This window comes from Halomonas nitroreducens (assembly GCF_003966155.1).
Taxonomy (GTDB): Bacteria; Pseudomonadota; Gammaproteobacteria; order Pseudomonadales; family Halomonadaceae; genus Halomonas; species Halomonas nitroreducens.
On record NZ_RXNS01000012.1, the window covers coordinates 83,303 to 101,915 of the forward strand.

General features: G+C 70.1%; 21 protein-coding genes. 17 read left to right on the top strand and 4 right to left on the bottom strand.

All coding sequences use genetic code 11. The features are described 5' to 3' along the window. The first annotated feature begins 16 nt into the window (after positions 1 to 16). From trmJ to EKG36_RS13420, 15 genes are all read left to right on the top strand, one after another. The gene (gene trmJ, locus EKG36_RS13350) at positions 17 to 772 is read left to right on the top strand and encodes a tRNA (cytosine(32)/uridine(32)-2'-O)-methyltransferase TrmJ (protein WP_126484893.1); all 756 of its coding nucleotides are present in this window, start codon (positions 17 to 19) and stop codon (positions 770 to 772) included. Between the two features lie 75 nt (positions 773 to 847). After that, positions 848 to 1,774: a serine O-acetyltransferase gene (cysE, locus tag EKG36_RS13355; protein ID WP_126484895.1), complete on the top strand. Its 927-nt coding sequence runs from the start codon at positions 848 to 850 to the stop codon at positions 1,772 to 1,774. A gap of 109 nt (positions 1,775 to 1,883) precedes the next feature. Further along, positions 1,884 to 2,354 (top strand): Rrf2 family transcriptional regulator, encoded by a 471-nt coding sequence (locus EKG36_RS13360; RefSeq protein ID WP_126484897.1) that lies wholly within the window; start codon positions 1,884 to 1,886, stop codon positions 2,352 to 2,354. Positions 2,355 to 2,375: 21 nt separating this feature from the next. Then, the gene (locus tag EKG36_RS13365; RefSeq protein ID WP_126484899.1) at positions 2,376 to 3,533 is read left to right on the top strand and encodes an aminotransferase class V-fold PLP-dependent enzyme; all 1,158 of its coding nucleotides are present in this window, start codon (positions 2,376 to 2,378) and stop codon (positions 3,531 to 3,533) included. A 26-nt stretch (positions 3,534 to 3,559) separates the two neighbouring features. Beyond that, a complete protein-coding gene (locus EKG36_RS13370) occupies positions 3,560 to 3,886 on the top strand; it encodes a HesB/IscA family protein (protein WP_126484901.1) in 327 nt (108 codons plus the stop codon). Between the two features lie 165 nt (positions 3,887 to 4,051). After that, positions 4,052 to 4,480 carry a nucleoside-diphosphate kinase gene (gene ndk / locus EKG36_RS13375; protein WP_126484903.1) on the top strand — a complete coding sequence of 143 codons (429 nt, stop codon included), beginning with the start codon at positions 4,052 to 4,054 and terminating at the stop codon, positions 4,478 to 4,480. A gap of 60 nt (positions 4,481 to 4,540) precedes the next feature. Continuing rightward, positions 4,541 to 5,668 carry a dual-specificity RNA methyltransferase RlmN gene (rlmN, locus tag EKG36_RS13380; protein ID WP_126484906.1) on the top strand — a complete coding sequence of 376 codons (1,128 nt, stop codon included), beginning with the start codon at positions 4,541 to 4,543 and terminating at the stop codon, positions 5,666 to 5,668. A gap of 119 nt (positions 5,669 to 5,787) precedes the next feature. Continuing rightward, complete coding sequence (gene pilW, locus EKG36_RS13385) at positions 5,788 to 6,531, top strand: type IV pilus biogenesis/stability protein PilW (RefSeq protein ID WP_126484908.1); 744 nt, start codon at positions 5,788 to 5,790, stop codon at positions 6,529 to 6,531. A 32-nt stretch (positions 6,532 to 6,563) separates the two neighbouring features. Beyond that, positions 6,564 to 7,583 carry a RodZ domain-containing protein gene (locus tag EKG36_RS13390; protein WP_126484910.1) on the top strand — a complete coding sequence of 340 codons (1,020 nt, stop codon included), beginning with the start codon at positions 6,564 to 6,566 and terminating at the stop codon, positions 7,581 to 7,583. 10 nt (positions 7,584 to 7,593) lie between these two features. After that, positions 7,594 to 8,709: a flavodoxin-dependent (E)-4-hydroxy-3-methylbut-2-enyl-diphosphate synthase gene (gene ispG / locus EKG36_RS13395; protein WP_126484912.1), complete on the top strand. Its 1,116-nt coding sequence runs from the start codon at positions 7,594 to 7,596 to the stop codon at positions 8,707 to 8,709. Positions 8,710 to 8,737: 28 nt separating this feature from the next. Continuing rightward, the gene (gene hisS, locus EKG36_RS13400) at positions 8,738 to 10,033 is read left to right on the top strand and encodes a histidine--tRNA ligase (protein ID WP_126484914.1); all 1,296 of its coding nucleotides are present in this window, start codon (positions 8,738 to 8,740) and stop codon (positions 10,031 to 10,033) included. A 29-nt stretch (positions 10,034 to 10,062) separates the two neighbouring features. Then, a complete protein-coding gene (locus EKG36_RS13405) occupies positions 10,063 to 10,722 on the top strand; it encodes a YfgM family protein (protein WP_126484916.1) in 660 nt (219 codons plus the stop codon). Continuing rightward, complete coding sequence (gene bamB / locus EKG36_RS13410) at positions 10,719 to 11,867, top strand: outer membrane protein assembly factor BamB (protein ID WP_126484918.1); 1,149 nt, start codon at positions 10,719 to 10,721, stop codon at positions 11,865 to 11,867. The genes EKG36_RS13405 and bamB overlap by 4 nt, the downstream gene beginning before the upstream one ends. Further along, the gene (gene der / locus EKG36_RS13415) at positions 11,864 to 13,267 is read left to right on the top strand and encodes a ribosome biogenesis GTPase Der (protein WP_126484920.1); all 1,404 of its coding nucleotides are present in this window, start codon (positions 11,864 to 11,866) and stop codon (positions 13,265 to 13,267) included. Before bamB ends, der begins: the two co-directional genes overlap by 4 nt. 213 nt (positions 13,268 to 13,480) lie before the next feature. Continuing rightward, on the top strand, positions 13,481 to 14,101 hold the full coding sequence (locus EKG36_RS13420) for a hypothetical protein (RefSeq protein WP_126484922.1): 621 nt from the start codon (positions 13,481 to 13,483) through the stop codon (positions 14,099 to 14,101). Here EKG36_RS13420 and EKG36_RS13425 read toward each other — a convergent pair whose 3' ends face one another. Continuing rightward, on the bottom strand, positions 14,102 to 14,971 hold the full coding sequence (locus tag EKG36_RS13425) for an ATP-binding protein (RefSeq protein WP_126484924.1): 870 nt from the start codon (positions 14,969 to 14,971) through the stop codon (positions 14,102 to 14,104). Between the two features lie 120 nt (positions 14,972 to 15,091). Between EKG36_RS13425 and EKG36_RS13430 the strand changes: the two genes are divergently transcribed. Together EKG36_RS13430 and EKG36_RS13435 are read left to right on the top strand one after the other, a co-directional pair. Beyond that, on the top strand, positions 15,092 to 15,892 hold the full coding sequence (locus EKG36_RS13430; protein ID WP_126484926.1) for a M48 family metallopeptidase: 801 nt from the start codon (positions 15,092 to 15,094) through the stop codon (positions 15,890 to 15,892). 18 nt (positions 15,893 to 15,910) lie between these two features. Continuing rightward, positions 15,911 to 16,171 (top strand): hypothetical protein, encoded by a 261-nt coding sequence (locus EKG36_RS13435; protein ID WP_126484928.1) that lies wholly within the window; start codon positions 15,911 to 15,913, stop codon positions 16,169 to 16,171. A 69-nt stretch (positions 16,172 to 16,240) separates the two neighbouring features. On the opposite strand, the gene aroE is transcribed toward EKG36_RS13435, so the two are convergent. From aroE to tsaC, 3 genes are read right to left on the bottom strand one after another with little or no spacing between them, the layout of a single operon-like run. Beyond that, complete coding sequence (gene aroE, locus EKG36_RS13440) at positions 16,241 to 17,053, bottom strand: shikimate dehydrogenase (RefSeq protein ID WP_126484930.1); 813 nt, start codon at positions 17,051 to 17,053, stop codon at positions 16,241 to 16,243. After that, positions 17,050 to 17,985 (bottom strand): oxygen-dependent coproporphyrinogen oxidase, encoded by a 936-nt coding sequence (gene hemF, locus EKG36_RS13445; protein ID WP_126484932.1) that lies wholly within the window; start codon positions 17,983 to 17,985, stop codon positions 17,050 to 17,052. Before hemF ends, aroE begins: the two co-directional genes overlap by 4 nt. A gap of 31 nt (positions 17,986 to 18,016) precedes the next feature. Next, positions 18,017 to 18,574, bottom strand: coding sequence for an L-threonylcarbamoyladenylate synthase type 1 TsaC (gene tsaC, locus EKG36_RS13450; protein ID WP_126484934.1), 558 nt, complete (start codon positions 18,572 to 18,574; stop codon positions 18,017 to 18,019). Positions 18,575 to 18,613: the final 39 nt, after the last annotated feature.

Consider the following 18,613-nt stretch of genomic DNA (forward strand, 5'->3'; position numbering starts at 1 on the left):
ACCACGCAGGTCCCCCATGCTCGAGCGCATCCGCATCGTCCTGATCGGCACCAGCCATCCCGGCAACATCGGCGGCACGGCCCGCGCCATGCACAACATGGGCCTGGCCGACCTGGCGCTCGTGGCTCCCCGCTGCGAGCCGCTGACCGCGGATACCGTGTCCCGGGCCTCGGGGGCCGACGCCCTGGTCCACCAGGCCTGCACGGTCGCCAGCCTGGAGGAGGCGGTGAGTGACTGCACCCTGGTGGTGGGCGCCAGCGCCCGCTCGCGCACCCTGCCCTGGCCGATGATCACGCCTCGGGCGCTCGGCGAGCGACTGCCCGAGGAGCTGGCCGCGCCGGCGAGCCGCGTGGCCCTGGTCTTCGGCCGCGAGGACAGCGGGCTCACCAATGCCGAGCTGCAACGCTGCCATGCCCACGTGCATATCCCCACCAACCCCGACTTCAGCTCGCTGAACCTGGCCGCCGCCGTGCAGGTGCTGGCCTACGAGTGCCGCCTGGCCTGGCTGGACCGGCAGGCGAGCGGCGAGGCCACGGACGACGACGGGGACGGCCAACCGCTGGCCAGCCACGACGAGCTGGAGCACTACTTCGCCCACCTGGAGCACACCCTGGTCGCCATCGGCTTCCACGACCCGGCCACGCCGCGCCAGCTGATGGCGCGCCTGCGCCGTTTCACCCTGCGGGCCCGGCCGGAGCGCATGGAACTCAATATCCTGCGTGGCATCCTCTCTGCCACCGAGCGCCAGGCCGAGCGGGGCGACGATGGCTGAGCAGCCGGCTTGAAGCCGGCCCGCCGCACCCCCACTATGAAAGGAACCTCTCGCCCTCCACCCAAGGACCGCCGCATGTTTCAACGTCTGCGCGAGGACATCAACAGCGTATTCGCCCGGGATCCCGCGGCGCGCAACTTCCTGGAAGTGCTGACCAACTATCCGGGGCTGCACGCCCTGCTGGTGCACCGCATGAGCCACTGGTTGTGGCGTCATAACCTCAAGTGGCTGGCCCGCACCCTGTCGAGCCTGGCGCGCTGGTTCACCGGCGTCGAGATCCATCCCGGGGCGACCATCGGCCGGCGCTTCTTCATCGACCACGGCATGGGCGTGGTGATCGGCGAGACCGCCGAGGTGGGCGACGACGTGACCCTCTACCAGGGGGTGACCCTGGGCGGCACCAGCTGGAACAAGGGCAAGCGCCACCCGACCCTCGAGGACGGCGTGATCGTCGGCGCCGGCGCCAAGATCCTCGGCCCCTTCACGGTGGGCGCCGGGGCCAAGGTCGGCTCCAATGCGGTAATCACCAAGGAGGTGCCGGCGGGCGCTACCGTGGTGGGCATTCCCGGCAAGGTGGTGCAACGCAGCGAGCCTGACCAGGAAGAGGCCCTGCAGGTCGACCCGGCGCGCCGCGAGGCCATGCGCCGCAAGTTCGGCTTCGACGCCTACGGCGTCAGCCAGGACATGCCCGACCCGGTGGCCCGTTCCATGCAGGCCATGCTCGACCACATGCATGCCGTGGACGAGCGCATCGAGCGCATGTGCTCGACGCTGCGCCAGATCGATGCCGGCTTCCGCGACGGCCGGCTGCCGGAGCTGCGCGACGAGGACTTCGCCAATATCCTCGAGGACGTCGACAGCTGCTGCGGCCCCCGGGAGGACAGGGCCGAGACGGCCGCCCGCGACCCCTCCGCCGAGAGCACCGCCGCCCGCGAACCGGCCAGCGGCGAGGCACCGACGCCCCCCGGGGACGAGGTCGGCAAGCGCCGCAGCAATGGTTGACCGTGCTGCTGGGTCTTTATCATAATGGCCGGTCTTTCTGGTCCTTCGCGGGGGACCGGCCCGATTCACCGACAACCGACGCCCGCGTCGGTGCCGAGGTGATTGCTCCATGCGCCTGACCACCAAGGGACGCTACGCCGTCACCGCCATGCTCGACCTGACGATGAATGCCGACGAAGGTCCGATCAGCCTCGCCGACATCTCCAGGCGGCAGGAGATCTCGCTGTCCTACCTCGAGCAGCTGTTCGCCCGCCTGCGGCGCGGGGGCCTGGTCGACAGCGTACGCGGCCCCGGCGGCGGCTACCTGCTGGCCATGGCCCCGGAGACGATCACGGTGGCCCGGGTCATCGATGCCGTCAACGAGTCGGTGGACACCACCCGCTGCGGCGGGCTGTCGGACTGCCAGCAGGGCGACACCTGCCTGACCCATCACCTGTGGTGCGAGCTGTCCGAGCAGATCCATGGCTTCCTCGAGGGCGTGACCCTGGGCCAGCTGGCCAGTCGCGAGGAGATCCAGAGCATCGCCGGCCGCCAGCGCCGCCGCCTCGACGACGACCAGATCCCGACCGCGTCGCCCTGAACCCCGACACCGACCGAGCCCATGAGCGCACCCGTCTATCTCGATTACGCCGCCACCACCCCCGTCGACCCCCGGGTCGCCGAGGTCATGAGTCGCCACCTCACCCTGGACGGCGTCTTCGCCAATCCGGCCTCGCGCAGCCACATGCCAGGCTGGCAGGCCGAGCAGGCCGTGGAGGGCGCGCGTCGTCAGGTCGCCGACCTGATCGGCGCCGATCCCCGCGAGATCGTCTGGACCAGCGGCGCCACCGAGGCCGACAACCTGGCCCTGATCGGCTTCATGCGCGCCAACCGGGCCCGGGGCCGGCACCTGGTGACCTCGATCATCGAGCACAAGGCCGTGGTCGACACCGCCAAGGCTCTGGAGCAGGAAGGCTTCGAGGTCTCCTGGCTGACCCCGGAGCGCGACGGGCGGGTGACGCCCGAGGCCCTGCGGGCGGCCATGCGCGAGGACACGGCACTGGTGTCACTGATGGCCGTGAACAACGAACTCGGCAGCATCCATGACGTGGCGGCGCTGGCCGAGGTCGCCCACGCCGGGGGCGCGGTCTTCCACGTCGATGCGGCCCAGGCGGTGGGACGGGTCCCGCTGGACGTGGCACGCCTCGGCATCGACCTGATGTCGCTGTCCGGCCACAAGGCCTACGGGCCCAAGGGTGTCGGCGCCCTCTACGTAAGACGCAGCCCGGACATCCGCCTCGAGGCGCTGATCCACGGTGGCGGCCACGAGCGGGGCATGCGCTCGGGGACCCTGCCCACCCACCAGATCGCCGGCATGGGCGAGGCCTTCGCCATCGCCGGCCGCGAGGGCGAGGCCGACCAGGCCCGGATCCTGGCGCTGCGCGATCGGCTACTGGCCGGGCTCGAGGACCTCGACGGCATCCGCCACAACAGCGTCGTCGAGACCGCGGTGCCCAACATCCTCAACCTGGCCTTCGAGGGAGTCGATGGCGAGTCGCTGCTGATGGCCCTGCGCGATATCGCACTGTCCACCGGCTCGGCCTGCAACTCGGCCAGTGTCGAGCCATCCTATGTACTGAAGGGCATCGGCGTGCCGCGTCGCCTGGCGCTCGCCTCGCTGCGCTTCAGCTTCGGCCGCTTCACCACCGAGGCCGATATCGACCGGGCGCTGGAGGCGCTGCGCCACGCCCTGATCGGGCTGCGCCGCAAGACGCCTTGACCCCATCACGCATGCAGGAGACCACCATGTCGCATCTTTCGATCACCACTGCCGCCGCCGAGCAGATCCGTCGGGTGCTCGACGAGCGCGGGCACGGCCTGGGCCTGCGGGTCACGGTCAAGCCCAGCGGCTGCTCGGGCTACAGCTACGTCCTCGACTTCGCCGACGAGGCCGCCAACGACGACGTGGCCTTCGAGGAGCACGGCGTCAGGGTCTATGTCGCTCCCGAGGCCCTGGAGATGCTCGACGGCAGCGAGGTCGACTACGTCTCCGAGGGCCTGAACCGCTACTTCCGCTTCCGCAACCCCAACGTCAAGGACGAGTGCGGCTGCGGCGAAAGCTTCAGCGTCTGAGCCCGCCGGGCGCGATTGTCCATTGCCGCCCCGGGGCGGTATACTCTGCGCCCAGTCGGCGCCCGGCGCCGGACCGCACCATACCGATGCCTCGCGCCGCCCCGGCCCTCCCGGGGCGGCGCGAGGTTGTACCGCTCGAACCTTCCCAGACTGGAGACATGCCCCATGGCTACCGAACGCACCCTGTCCATCATCAAGCCCGACGCCGTCGCCAAGAACGTCATCGGCGAAATCGAGAGCCGCTTCGAGAAGGCCGGCCTCAAGATCGTCGCCGCCAAGATGCTCCAGCTGTCCCAGGAGCAGGCCGAAGGCTTCTATGCCGAGCACAAGGAGCGTCCCTTCTTCGGTGACCTGGTCGGCTTCATGACCTCCGGTCCGGTGGTCGTGCAGGTACTGGAAGGCGAGAACGCCATCGCCGCCAACCGCGACCTGATGGGCGCCACCAACCCGAAGGAAGCCGAGGCAGGCACCATCCGCGCCGACTTCGCCCAGTCCATCGACGCCAACGCCGTCCACGGCTCCGACTCGCCGGAATCCGCGGCTCGCGAGATCGCCTATTTCTTCGAGGACAGCGAGATCTGCCCGCGCGGCTGATCGCCTGTCATCGGCGGGGGTGCCCCACCCCCGCTCGGCCCCACCGACCCGCTGACTGCCATGACCGCCACCACTGCTCCGCAACGCACCAACCTGCTCGGCATGACGCGCGAGGAGATGGAAGCCTTCTTCCTCTCCATCGGCGAGAAGAAGTTCCGTGCCTCGCAGGTGATGAAATGGATCCATCACGAGGGCTGCGCCGACTTCGCGGCCATGACCAACCTCTCCAAGGCGCTGCGCACGCGCCTGGCCGAGGTCGCCGAGATCCGCGGCCCGGGCGTGGTCTACGAAGGCACCTCCAGCGACGGTACCCGCAAGTGGGTGCTGGAAGTGGAGGACGGCAGCTACGTGGAGACCGTGCTGATCCCGGCCGAGAACGGCAAGCGCCGGACCCTGTGCGTGTCCTCCCAGGTCGGCTGCTCGCTGGACTGCAGCTTCTGCTCCACCGGCAAGCAGGGCTTCCAGCGCAACCTCACCGCCGCCGAGATCATCGGCCAGGTGTGGGTCGCCAGCAACAGCTTCGGGGCGCGCAAGGACACCGCCAACCGCCCGGTCACCAACGTGGTGATGATGGGCATGGGCGAGCCGCTGCTGAACTATGACAACGTCGTGCCGGCCATGAAGCTGATGCTCGACGACAACGGCTACGGTCTCTCCAAGCGCCGCGTCACCCTCTCCACCTCCGGGGTGGTGCCGATGCTCGACCGCCTCGGCGACGAGCTCGACGTGAGCCTGGCCATCTCGCTGCATGCCGCCAACGACGAGCTGCGCAACGAGCTGGTGCCGCTCAACCGCAAGTACAACATCCGCACCCTGCTCGACGCCTGCCAGCGTTACCTGGCCAAGTGCGACGACACGCGGATGGTCACCGTCGAGTACACGGTGATCAAGGGCGTCAACGACCAGCAGGAACATGCCCGTGAACTCGCGGCGCTGCTCGAGGAGCTGCCCTGCAAGATCAACCTGATCCCCTTCAACCCTTTCCCCCATTCGGGCTACGAGAAGCCGTCGCGCAACCAGGTGATGCGCTTCCAGCAGTGGCTCTATGAGCTCGGCTACACGGCGCCGATCCGCTCCACCCGCGGCGACGATATCGATGCTGCCTGCGGCCAGCTGGTCGGCCGCGTCAAGGATCGCACCCGTCGCCATGAGCGCTATATCCAGTCGATCCAGCTCGACGCCGACTGAGCCGGGGGTACCTTGACTTCAACTGGGCACGACGCTTTGATGGTCGGGCCTTTTTTCACCACCGGCCCGGCACCCCACGCCCCGCGCGGAGGGCGGTGCCCGCCACCAGAGAGGATGCCATGCCCCGTCGCCCGCGCCTGCCCGGATTCCGACACCTGCCCGTCACCGTCCTCCTGGCCAGCGCGCTGTGGCTGACCGGCTGTGCCGCCCAGCCCGGCGCGAGCACGCCGGCCACGCCGGAGACGGCCGACCCCGTGGCGGCCTATACCCGCCTCGGCGTGGCCTATCTCGAGCGCAATAACCTGCCCCGAGCCCTGTCGGCGCTGGACCGCGCCCTGGAGCTGGACCCCGAGGCCCCCGAGGCCCTGCAGGCCATGGCCATGGTCTACCAGCGGCAGGGCGAGACGGCCCTGGCCGACGAGACCTTTCGCCAGGCATTGCGCAGCGCCCCGGACCTGACCCGGGCGCGCAACAACTATGCCGCCTTCCTGTATGATCAGGGACGCATCCGCGAGGCCTGTCAACAGCTCGAGCAGGCCACCGAAGACACCCAGTACGCCAACCGGGCCCAGCTGTTCACCAACCTCGGTCAGTGTCAGCGGGAGCTCGGTGACACCCAGGCCGCGCGCGAGAGCCTGGAGCGCGCCCGGAGCATCGATCCGCGACGGCCCGGCAGCTACCTGCGCCTGGCCGAGCTCGAATACGAGCAGGGCAACTATGCCCGGGCCGAGCGCGAGCTCGAGAGCTACCGGCGCCTGGCCGGCACCACGCCGGCGGCCCGCCGCCTGGCCCGCGACATCGCCCAGGCCCGGGGAGGCCAGGTCGATGCGCCCTCACTGGATGCTTCCCGTGGCGCGCCCTGACCCCCGAGAATTTCAATGAAGGATGCCACGCCATGAGCGACACCCATTCACAGGAGCCCGATGCCTTCGCTCCCCAGGCCTCGCCGGGCGAGCTGCTGCGACGCGAGCGCGAGGCCATGGAGCTGTCACGCGACGAGGTCGCCGAGGCCCTGAACCTGCGCCCGGCCGTGATCGATGGCCTGGAGCGGGACAGCTACGAGGAGGTGCCGATCGTCACCTATCGGCGCGGCTACCTGCGCAGCTACGCGAACCTGCTGGGCATCGACGCCGACCAGGTGCTGGCCGCCTACCAAGCACGCTTCGGCAGTGACGACGCGGAGCGCAAGGTGACGCCGGTCCACGTGGTCAACAAGCCGCCCTCGCGACTCGGCGCCTGGATGTTTCGCCTGGCCACCCTGGTGGTCATCGCCGGCCTGGTCGGCCTGACGCTGATGTGGTGGCAGAGCCGCGGCGGCAGCCAGCCGCCCACCCCCGGCGACAATGCCCCGGTGGCCGTGGACAGCCTCGACGGCACCACCACCATCACCGAGGGCGGCGGCGAGCCGGCCCTGGCCGAGGCGACCGCCAGCCCCGCAGCCAGGGATGAAGCGACCGCCAGCGAGGCGCCCGGCGCCGACGCGGCCTCGGCCGAGACAGCCTCGACGGAGGCCCCGTCCACGCCTGCTGCCGATGCCGATGCCGATGCCGATGCCGAGCCAGCAACCACGCCGGCAGGCGATGTCGCCACGCCCGAGCCCTCCGAGGACGAGACCACTGCCGCCGAGGCGGATACCGCCCCCGAGCCGGCCGGCGAGGCCCCGGCGCCCGACGCCGGCGTGCTGCGCCTGACCTTCAACGAGCAGTCCTGGACCGAGATCTTCGACGCCAGCAACGAACGCGTCTTCGTCGGCCTGCAGGAACCCGGCACCACGGCGCGCGTCGAAGGCGAACCGCCCTTCCGCCTGACCGTGGGCAACGCCACCGGCGTCGAGCTGGTCTGGCGCGGCGAGACCGTGGACCTGGGGTCGCGCGCCGGTGCCAACAACGTTGCCCGTTTCACTCTGGGAGAATGAGTCCGAGATCATGCACGCACCATCGCCCATCACCAGACGCCACTCGCGGCGCATCCATGTCGGCAACGTCCCGGTCGGGGGCGGCGCCCCGATCTCCGTCCAGAGCATGACCAACACCGACACCCTGGACGTGGCCGCTACCGTGGCCCAGATCCGCCAGCTGGAGAACGCCGGCGCCGATATCGTTCGCGTCTCGGTGCCCAGCATGGACGCCGCCGAGGCCTTCGGCCGCATCAAGCGCGAGGTGCAGGTCCCGCTGGTCGCGGATATCCACTTCGACTACCGGATCGCCCTGCGCGTCGCCGAACTGGGCGTCGACTGCCTGCGCATCAACCCCGGCAACATCGGCCGCGAGGATCGCGTGCAGGCGGTCGTCAGTGCCGCCCGGGACAATGGCATCCCGATCCGCATCGGCGTCAATGCCGGCTCGCTGGAGAAGGACCTGCAGAAGAAGTACGGCGAGCCCACCCCGGCGGCCCTGGTCGAGTCCGCGATGCGCCATATCGACCACCTGGAGCGCCTCGGCTTCCCCGACTTCAAGGTCAGCGTCAAGGCCTCCGATGTGTTCATGGCCGTGGCCGCCTACCGCGAGCTGGCGGGCCGCATCGAACAGCCACTGCACCTCGGCATCACCGAGGCCGGCGGGCTGCGCTCGGGCACAGTCAAGTCATCCATCGGCCTGGGCATGCTGCTGATGGACGGTATCGGCGATACCATCCGGGTCTCGCTGGCCGCCGATCCGGTCGAGGAGATCAAGGTCGGCTTCGACATGCTCAAGAGCCTGCGGCTGCGGGCCAAGGGTATCAATTTCGTCGCCTGCCCCAGCTGCTCGCGCCAGAACTTCGATGTCATTGGCACCATGAATGCCCTGGAAGAGCGTCTGGAAGACGTCCTGACCCCGCTCGATGTCTCGGTCATCGGCTGTGTGGTCAACGGCCCCGGCGAGGCCAAGGAAAGCGACATCGGCCTGACCGGCGGTGACCCGGCCAACCTCGTCTACATCGACGGCAAGCCGGCCAGCAAGCTGCGCAACGACCACCTGGTCGACGACCTGGAGCGGCTGATCCGCGACAAGGTCCGAGAGAAGCAGCAGGCCGAACAGGACGTCATCGCCCGGGACGCCTGATCCCGACGACCCTCTCAAGGAGCAAGCATTGAGCAAGAAGATCCAGGCCATTCGTGGCATGAACGACCTGCTGCCGGACCAGTCCCCGCTGTGGCAGTACTTCGAGGGCCAGGTACGCACGCTGATGAGTCGCTATGGCTACGACGAGATCCGTACCCCGATTGTCGAGCAGACCGCACTGTTCAAGCGCTCCATCGGCGAGGTCACCGACATCGTCGAGAAGGAGATGTACACCTTCGAGGACCGCAACGGCGACAGCCTGACGCTGCGTCCCGAGGGCACGGCGAGCTGTGTGCGGGCCGCCATGGAGCACGGCCTGCTGCATAACCAGACCCAGCGGTTGTGGTACCAGGGCCCGATGTTCCGCCACGAGCGTCCCCAGAAGGGCCGCTACCGGCAGTTCCACCAGGTCGGCGTGGAGAGCTTCGGCCTCGAGGGGCCGGACATCGATGCCGAGATGATCCTGCTGTCGGCCCGGCTGTGGAAGCAGCTGGGCCTGTTCGAGCACGTCACCCTGGAGCTCAACTCCCTGGGCTCGCCGGAGGCTCGCGCGGCCTACCGCGACACCCTGGTGAGCTACTTCGAGGCTCACCATGACCAGCTCGACGAAGACTCTCGCCGGCGACTGACCAGCAACCCGCTGCGCATCCTCGACTCCAAGAACCCGGACATGGCCGCCATGCTGGCCGATGCTCCGCGGCTGATGGATCACCTGGATGCCGACTCGCAGGACCATTTCGCGCGGCTCACCGCCATGCTCGATGCCGCCGGCATCGCCTACGTGATCAATCCGCGCCTGGTCCGCGGCCTGGACTACTACTCGCGCACGGTCTTCGAGTGGACCACCACGGCGCTGGGCAGCCAGGGCACGGTCTGCGCCGGCGGCCGCTTCGATGGCCTGGTCGAGCAGCTCGGCGGCAAGTCGGTGCCTGCGGTGGGCTTCGCCATGGGCATCGAGCGCCTCATCCTGCTGCTCGACACCCTGGACCTGGTGCCCGATGCGGCCCGCGGCGAGCTCGATGTCTACCTGCTGCCGATGGGCGAGGCCACCGAGCCGGCCGCCCTGCTGCTCGCCGAGCGGCTGCGCGAGGCCCTGCCCGAACTGCGCCTGCAGCTGCATTGCGGTGGCGGCAGCTTCAAGAGCCGCATCAAGAAGGCCGACAAGAGCGGCGCCCGCCTGGCGCTGCTGCTCGGCGAAGATGAGCTCGTCGGGAACGCCGTGACGCTGAAATTCCTGCGCGAGGAGCGCGAGCAGCAGCGCCTCGACCAGGCAGCGCTGGCCGAGACCCTCACATCCCTGCTGGCAGACGAGTCCCTCGTCTGACGGCCCGCGGACAGCAAAGGAGACCGCCCGTGGCGGAGCTGAGAACCGAAGAAGAGCAGCTGGAAGCCATCAAGCGCTGGTGGAAGGAAAACGGCACCTCGCTGGTCGTCGGCGCGGTGATCGCCGCCGCCGGGGTCTTCGGCTGGAAGGCCTGGCAGGACTACCAGACCGGCCAGGCCGAGGCCGCCTCACAGCGCTACCAGCAGCTGCTCACCCTGAGTGGCCAGGACGCACTCGACGAGGCCGCCCGCCAGCAGGCCGATGACCTGGTGACGACCCTCACCGAGGACCACGGCGATAGCCTCTATGCCGACCTGGCCCGGCTGCTGGACGCCCGCCTGGCCGTGCAGGCCGGCGATACCGCCGCCGCCCGCACCGCCCTGGAGGGGCTGATCGACGAGAGCCCTCGCCCCTACCTGCAGGGCCTGGCGCGGCTGCGCCTGGCCCGCCTGCAGCTCGCCGCCGACGACGCCGAGGCGGCGCTGGCCTCCCTGGACGGCGAGATCCCCGCGCCCCTGGCCGCCCAGCGGGCCGATATTCGCGGCGATGCCCACCTGGCGCTCGGCGACCGCGAGGCGGCCCGTGACGCCTGGCGCGAGGCGCTCAGCCTGTCCGAGGCGAGCGACCAGCCGCTTTATGGCGTGCAACTCAAGCTGGATGACCTGGGCGTCGAGGAGACCACCTCATGAAAGCGAGCTTCATGATCGCCGCCACCGCGGCGCTGGGCCTGCTGGCCGGCTGTGCCGGCCAGGTGGAGCCCCAGTACCCGCCGAAGGAGCTGCAGGACACCGCGGGCACCACCTCTGCCGAGACGCTGTGGCACGAGCAGGTCGGCGACGGCCTGGGTCTGGGCGGCTATCCCCTGTCGCCAGCCCGGGACGGTGACGTCATCTTCGCCGCCGACCAGCATGGCCTGGTCCAGGCCCGGGATGCGAGCAGTGGCGAGACTCGCTGGACCGTCGAGCTTTCCGCCGGCGCCTCCAGCGGCCTGACCGCCGTGGCCGACCGCGTCTACCTGGGCACCCGCAACGGCGAGGTCCTGGCCCTCGATCAGGCCGACGGCAAGGTGCTGTGGCGCACCCGGGTCAGCAGCGAGGTGCTGGCCGCGCCCCAGGCCAACCGCGAGCTGCTGGTGGTCCAGGCCGTGGACGGCAAGGTCACCGCCCTGGATCGCGAGAGCGGCGCCGAACGCTGGGTCTACAGTGCCTCGCGCCCGTCGCTGACCCTGCGCAGCACCGGCACCCCCCGGGTGATCGACCAGGTCACCTTCGCCGGCCTGGCCAACGGCCGCCTGGTCACCCTCGACAATCGCGTGGGCCAGCCCCTCTGGGAGCGCCGCATCGCCACGCCCGAGGGCCGCAGCGAGATCGAGCGCCTGGTCGACCTGGCCGGTCAGCCGATCCTGACCCAGGACGGCCGGCTCTTCGTCACCAGCTACAACGGCCGCCTGGTGGCCCTCGAGGCCACCACCGGCGAGATCCTCTGGTCCCGCGACGTCTCCAGCTACCGCACCCCGGTGCTGGTCGGCGACTTCCTGTTCGTGGTTGACGAGGCCAGTCACCTGGTAGCCCTGAACGCCGGCAACGGCGAGGAGCTGTGGCGTCTCGAGGCCCTCGAGGGCCGCGGGCTCACCGACCCGGCCTTCGCCGACGGCCGCCTGGTGCTGGGCGACTTCGAGGGCTACCTCCACTTTATCGATGCCCGTGAGGGCGCCCTCGTCGGTCGCACCGAGATCGACGGCTCCGGCATCAGCGTCCGCCCGCTCACCGACGGCCGTCGCGTCTATGCCCTGGCCGACGACGGCAGCCTAGAGGCCCTGGAACTGCAACCATGACCCCCGTGATCGCTCTGGTCGGCCGCCCCAACGTGGGCAAGTCGACCCTGTTCAACCGCCTGACCCGCTCCCGCGACGCCCTGGTGGCCGACTTCCCGGGGCTGACCCGGGATCGCAAGTACGGCAACGGCGTGCTCGGCGGCAAGGCCTACACGGTGATCGACACCGGCGGCATCAGCGGCGACGAGGAAGGCATCGACGCGGCCATGGCCGAGCAGTCACTGCAGGCCATCGACGAGGCCGACATCGTACTGTTCCTGGTCGACGGCCGCAGCGGCCTCAACGTGGCCGACGAGGCCATCGCCAACCATCTGCGCATCAACCAGAAGAAGACCTGGCTGGTGGTCAACAAGACCGACGGCCTGGAAGAGCACTCCGCCATGGCGGACTTCTGGCAGCTCGGCCTCGGCGACCCGCGGCCGATCGCCGCCGCCCATGGCCGCAACGTCACCGCGCTGATCGAGGAGGTGCTCACCCCTTTCCCCGAGCGCGACGAGGACATCCCCGCCGACACCGGCACCAAGGGCATCCGTATCGGGGTGATCGGCCGGCCCAACGTGGGCAAGTCGACCCTGGTCAATCGCCTGCTCGGCGAGGAGCGGGTGGTGGTCTTCGACGAGGCCGGCACCACCCGGGACGCCATCGAGATTCCCTTCGAGCGCCGCGGCAAGCCCTACGTGCTGGTGGACACCGCCGGCGTGCGACGCCGCAAGAACGTCCGCGAGGTGGCCGAGAAGTTCTCGATCATCAAGACCCTGGAGGCCATCAAGGAGTGCCATGTCGCCATCATGGTGCTGGATGCCCGCAGCGGCCTGGTGGAGCAGGACCTGCACCTGCTCGACTACGTGCTGACCAGCGGTCGCGCCCTGGTGCTGGCGGTCAACAAGTGGGACGGGCTGGAGAGCGAGGCCAAGGACAGGATGCGCACCGAGATCAAGCGCCGCCTGGGCTTCGCCGACTACGCCGAACTGCACTTCATCTCGGCGCTGCACGGCACCGGCGTGGGCGACCTCTACCCCTCGCTGGAACGGGCCTTCGCCTCCGCCAACAGCCACTGGTCCACCAACCGGCTGACCAACATCCTCCAGGACGCCGTGGAGCAGCACCAGCCACCGATGGTCAACGGCCGGCGCATCAAGCTGCGCATGGCCCACCAGGGCGGCAGCAACCCGCCGATCATCGTCGTCCACGGCAACCAGACGGACTCACTGCCCGAGGCCTACAAGCGCTACCTGACCAACACCTTCCGCAAGGTGCTCAAGGTGCGCGGCACCCCGATGCGCTTCGAGTTCCGTTCGGGCAAGAATCCCTACGACAACCTGGCCGGCGCCAGCGACCGGGAGAAAGCCAAGAAGCGCGAGCTGGACCGCACCAAGGAGGCCCGCCGCGGCCGTCGCTGACACGCTCGCCAGCTCTGCCCCTCACCGCCCCGCCCGGTCCGTGCACGCTCACGGGCCGGGCGGTGTCGTCAGCGGTCGACAGCTTCGCCTCGGCGGCACGCCGAAGGCCCTCGCCGGCCCTTGACCCGCCACGCCGGCACCCCTCAAATACGCCGCTCCTGCCACAGCGTTGACCGTGCGCAGAATCACCCTCGCCCCCACCGGAGACCCTCGATGCGTTCCCGTTGCCTTCCACGCCGCTGGCGCCTGCTGGCTCCCCTCTGCCTGGCCGCCCTGCTCGGCGGCTGCCTGGCGCTGCCCCAGACCGGCCTGTTCGCCTTTCGCCTTGCGGTCACCTCGCTGGGCGTGGAGGAGGTGCGTATCGGCCCCTACGCCCTCGACGCCCGGCTGGATACCAGCGACCTCACCTCGCTGATCGCCTCGAGCCTGGGCGCGGGCAGCCTGCCGGTTCAGGCCACCCTGGCCCTGGGCCTCGGCCTGCCCGCCGGCATGCCGCCGGTGGAGATGGCCGGCTTCCGCTGGCGCCTGGACGTGCCCGGCGCCGAGGCGCTGAGCGGTCGCTACCAGCAGGACGTGACCCTCAACGCCGCCAGCGATGCCAAGCTGCGCCTGCCCGTGGCCTTCGATGTGCTGGCCACGGACCGCCGTCGCCTGGCCCCGGTGGTGGAGCTCGCCAGCCAGCTCGCCCGCCGCGGCGAACTGCCCGCCGGCAGCGAGCTGGCGATCACCCCCGGCGACCTCCGCGGCCTCGGCATGACACTTCCCGCCGGCCTGCTGACCCCGACGATCCGCATGGCCGTGGGCGAGGACGGCGAGCTGGTGCCCCAGGGCTGATCAAGGCGAGGCCTGCAGCCGGCGCGTGCCCACCCACTGGCAGGCGAACTGCCAGGCCACCCGGCCGCTGCGCCCGCCGCGCAGGGTGGCGAAGCGTAGCGCCTCGGCACGGGCCTCGGGCGTCCAGTCCGCGGGCATGCCGAGGTGCCCGACCCAGTGACGGCAGGCTTCCAGATAGACCTCCTGGTTGAAGGGATGGAAGCCCAGCCAGAGCCCGAAGCGGTCGGAGAGCGAGATCTTCTCTTCCACGGCGTCGCCATGGTGCAGTTCGTCGCCCACCAGGCGGGTGGCATCGTTGTCGCTCATCGACTCGGGCAGCAGGTGGCGGCGGTTGGAGGTGGCGTAGAGCAGCACGTTCTCGGGCGGGCCGGTGAGCGCCCCGTCGAGCACGCTCTTCAGCGCCTTGTAGGCGTCATCGTGCCCCTCGAAGGACAGGTCGTCGCAGTAGACCACGAAGCGATGGCGTTCGCGGCGCAGCCCCTCGACCAGGCTCGGCAGGCCGGCCAGGTCGTGGCGGTCGACCTGCACCAGCCGCAGGCCCTCGGCAGCCAGGTCGTTGAGCAACGCCCGGACCAGCGAGGACTTGCCGCTGCCCCGGGCGCCCCACAGCAGGGCGTGGTTGGCGGGATGGCCGCGCAGGAAGGCGCGGGTATTGTCGACCAGGGCCTGCTTCTGGCGCTCGATGCCCAGCAGCGCCGCCAGGCCCAGGGTATCTCGGGGCGGTACCGGCATCAGGCGTCCACCCAGGGCATGACGCTGCCAGAGGGCGGCGATATCGCGGTCCCAGTCGATCTCGACCGGGGTCGGCGGCAGCCAGGGTTCGAGCCGCTCCACCAGGTGCAGCAGGCGCCGCGCCAGCTCCTCGTCCATGGACTTCCTCCTTCGTTGCAGGTTTCGCGGTTTGACCTCGCGGGCGTTCGGGGTATCTTGTGGCGAACCGTGACAAGCCGTCCAGTGGCATCGCCCCTGGCGGCCCCAGGAGGAGCCCAGATGCGTTGGATACATGGAGTGGCCGTGGGGGCGCTGAGCCTCGCCCTGGCGGCCTGCACCACCTCACCCACCGGTCGCTCGCAGCTGACCCTGATGTCCGACCAGCAGCTCGACCAGATGGGTGCCCAGGCCTTCGCCCAGTACCAGCAGGAGCGCTCCACCGTGGGCGGCGCCCCCTACCGCTATGTGCAGTGCGTGACCGAGGCCATCGTCCGCACCCTGCCGGCGCAGGCCCGTGACGGGGGCTGGCAGGTACGGGTCTTCGAGGACGAGTCGGCCAACGCCTTCGCCCTGCCCGGCGGCTATGTGGGGGTCAACACCGGTCTGCTCGACATCGCCGAGAACCAGGACCAGCTGGCCGCGGTCATCGGCCACGAGATCGGCCATGTGCTGGCCCATCATGCCAATGAGCGCGCCTCGACCCAGAGTGCCACCCAGCTCGGCCTCTCGGTGCTGTCGTCGGCGGCGGGCCTGGAGGGCGCCGGCGGTGAGCAGGTCATGGCCGCCATGGGCCTGGGCGCCCAGTACGGCATTCTGCTGCCCTTCTCGCGGCGCCACGAGAGCGAGGCCGACGTGATCGGCCTGCAGCTGATGGCCGAGGCCGGCTTCGACCCCCGGGCCAGCGTGGCCCTGTGGCGGAACATGAGTGCCGCCGGCGGCGGCCAGCCCCCGGAGTGGATGTCCACCCACCCCAGCCACGGCAGCCGTATCGCCGGTCTCGAGGCCGAGATTCCCGAGGTCCTGCCCCGCTTTGAACAGGCCCGACAGGCCGGTCGCCCCCCGAACTGCGGGCGTCCCTGACGCCCCGAAGGAAACCACATGCTGAAAATCGGACTGCTGTTGCTGGTCCTGCCCATCCTGGTGCTGATGGGCGTCTATTTCATGGAGCTGGGCGATGTGCGTGAGTGCCTGCTGGTCCAGCAAGGCCACTGGGACTACCTGACCGGGGTATGCCGCGAGACGCCCCAGCCGTTCGTGCCCTGGATCGACCGCTATCCCTGGCTGGTCAATGGCGGCATACTGGTATCGCTGGCCGGCCTGGCCTGCTGCATGGTGGGTCTCTACGTCAACAAGCGCTGACGGCGCCGGGGACAGCTCGCCGAGAGGGTGCCTCCTCCCGGCAAGGGCAGGTAGCACCCATGGTCGGCGTCAGAGCGAGCGCCTGAGCGCCTCCAGCACGGGGGTGACGTCCGGTCGCTTGCCGCGCCACAGATGGAACGACTCGGCGGCCTGCCCTACCAGCATGCCCAGGCCGTCGATGCCGCGGGCGCCGCGGGCCTGGGCCCAGCGCAGGAAGACCGTGGGCTCGGCGCCGTACATCATGTCGTAGGCGGTCGCGCCGGGGGCGAACAGGGCATCCGGCAGCGGCGGCAGATCGCCGGCTAGACTCGCGCTGGTGCCGTTGATCACCACCTCGAAGGGACCCTCGACGGCGTCGAACCCACTGCCCGAGACCCGCCCCAGGTCGGCGAAGTCCTCGCCCAGGGCGCGAGCCTTGGCCGCGGTGCGGTTGGCGATATGCAGGCTCGCGGGCCCGGCCTCGAGCAGCGGCTCGAGCACGCCGCGCACGGCCCCGCCGGCACCCAGCACCAGCACCCGGGCACCCGCCAGCGCCACGCCGTGGCGCTCAAGGTCACCGACCAGACCCGCCCCATCGGTGGTGTCGCCGCGGATACCGCCATCCGCCATCAGCAGCAGGGTGTTCACCGCTCCGGCCCGCCGGGCCCGGGGGGTCAGCTCGTCACACAGCCGGTAGGCCTCCTCCTTGAAGGGCACGGTGACATTGGCCCCGCGCCCCCCGGCGGCGACGAAGTCGCGCCAGGCGCCGGCGAAGTCGTCCAGCGGCGCCTCGATGGCGGTGTACTCGATGGCCTCCCCCGTCTGCTCGGCGAAGGCGGCATGGATGGCCGGCGACTTGGAATGGCCGATGGGGTGGCCGAAGACGCAGTAACGATCGGTCATGCCTGGGTCTCCTGTGCTTGCTCGCCCAACCAGTCGCGGGCATGGAGGTAATCGCGATCGAGGACCGCCTCGGGGCTGTCGGGCGCGGGCTGCCAGTCGTATTCCCAGCGGGCCAGCGGCGGCATCGACATCAGGATCGACTCGGTGCGCCCGCCGCTCTGCAGGCCGAACAGGGTGCCGCGATCCCAGACCAGGTTGAACTCCACGTAGCGTCCCCGCCGGTAGAGCTGGAAGTCCCGCTCCCGCTCGCCCCAGGGGGTCTCGCGACGCCGGCGCACGATCGGCAGGTAGGCGTCGAGGAAGCTGTCGCCCACCGCCTGCTGGAAGGCGAAGCAGCGCGCGAAGCCGCCCTCGTTGAGGTCATCGAAGAACAACCCGCCGACGCCGCGGGTCTCGCCACGATGCTTGAGATAGAAGTAGTCGTCGCACCAGGCCTTGTAGCGCGGGTAGACCTCCGTCCCGAAGGGGGCGCAGGCGTCCCGGGCCACCCGGTGCCAGTGACGGACGTCCTCGAGTACCGGATAGAAGGGCGTCAGGTCGTAGCCGCCGCCGAACCACCAGACGGGGGCTTCTCCTTCCTTCTCGGCAATCAGAAAGCGCACGTTGCCGTGGCTGGTCGGCACATGGGGGTTCTCGGGATGCAGCACCCAGGACACGCCCACTGCGTGGAAGCCGCGACCGGCCAGTTCCGGGCGGGCGGCGGTGGCCGAGGGCGGCAGGGTGGCGCCGTGCACATGCGAGAAGTTGACCCCGCCCTTCTCGAATACCGCACCGTGTTCGATCACCCGAGAGCGGCCCCCGCCGCCCTCCTCGCGGGTCCAGGCGTCCTCCCGGAAGCCGGCGCGGCCGTCCTCGGCGGCCAGGGCGTCGCACAGCCGGTCCTGGAGGTCGAGCAGATAGGTCTTGACGTCGTCGAGGTGGGCGTGGGCCACGGGGCCTCCTTGGATGATCGGCGAAACGGGATCAGTCGCGCAGTACCCGGCCGGTGACCAGGTCGCGGATGGTGCTGGGGCGCTCGTGGCCGCCCAGGGGGCCGTCGAGGATGGCATCGAGGGTCTCGCCGAAGATCGCGCGAATTGCCTCGGCGCTCGTCGCCGGGGACTCGCCGGCGCGGTTGGCGGAAGTGGACACGATGGGCCCGCCGAAGGCACGGCACAAGGCGACCACCAGCGGATGGTCGCTGACCCGCAGCGCCACCCGGTCGTGCTCGCCCCGCACCAGGCGCCGGGCACGGCCGTTGTCGGGCACCAACCAGGTGGTGGGAGTCGGCCGAGGCCGTGACAGGATCTCGCGCTGGGCGGCGCTCAGGCCGTCGAGCCAGGGCGCCAACTGGTCGAGGTCGGCGGCCACCAGGATCACGCCCTTGGCCGGGTCGCGCCCCTTGAGCCGCAGCAGGCGGGTCAGGGCCGCCTCATCGTCGGGGTCACAGCCGAGCCCCCAGACGGCCTCGGTAGGATAGGCAATCACGCCGCCCGCGTGCAGGGCGGCCACGGCGGTCTCGAGGGGAGTGGCCTGGGTCATGGCAGAGGGTCCGGTGCGCTGATGACGACGGCCGGCATT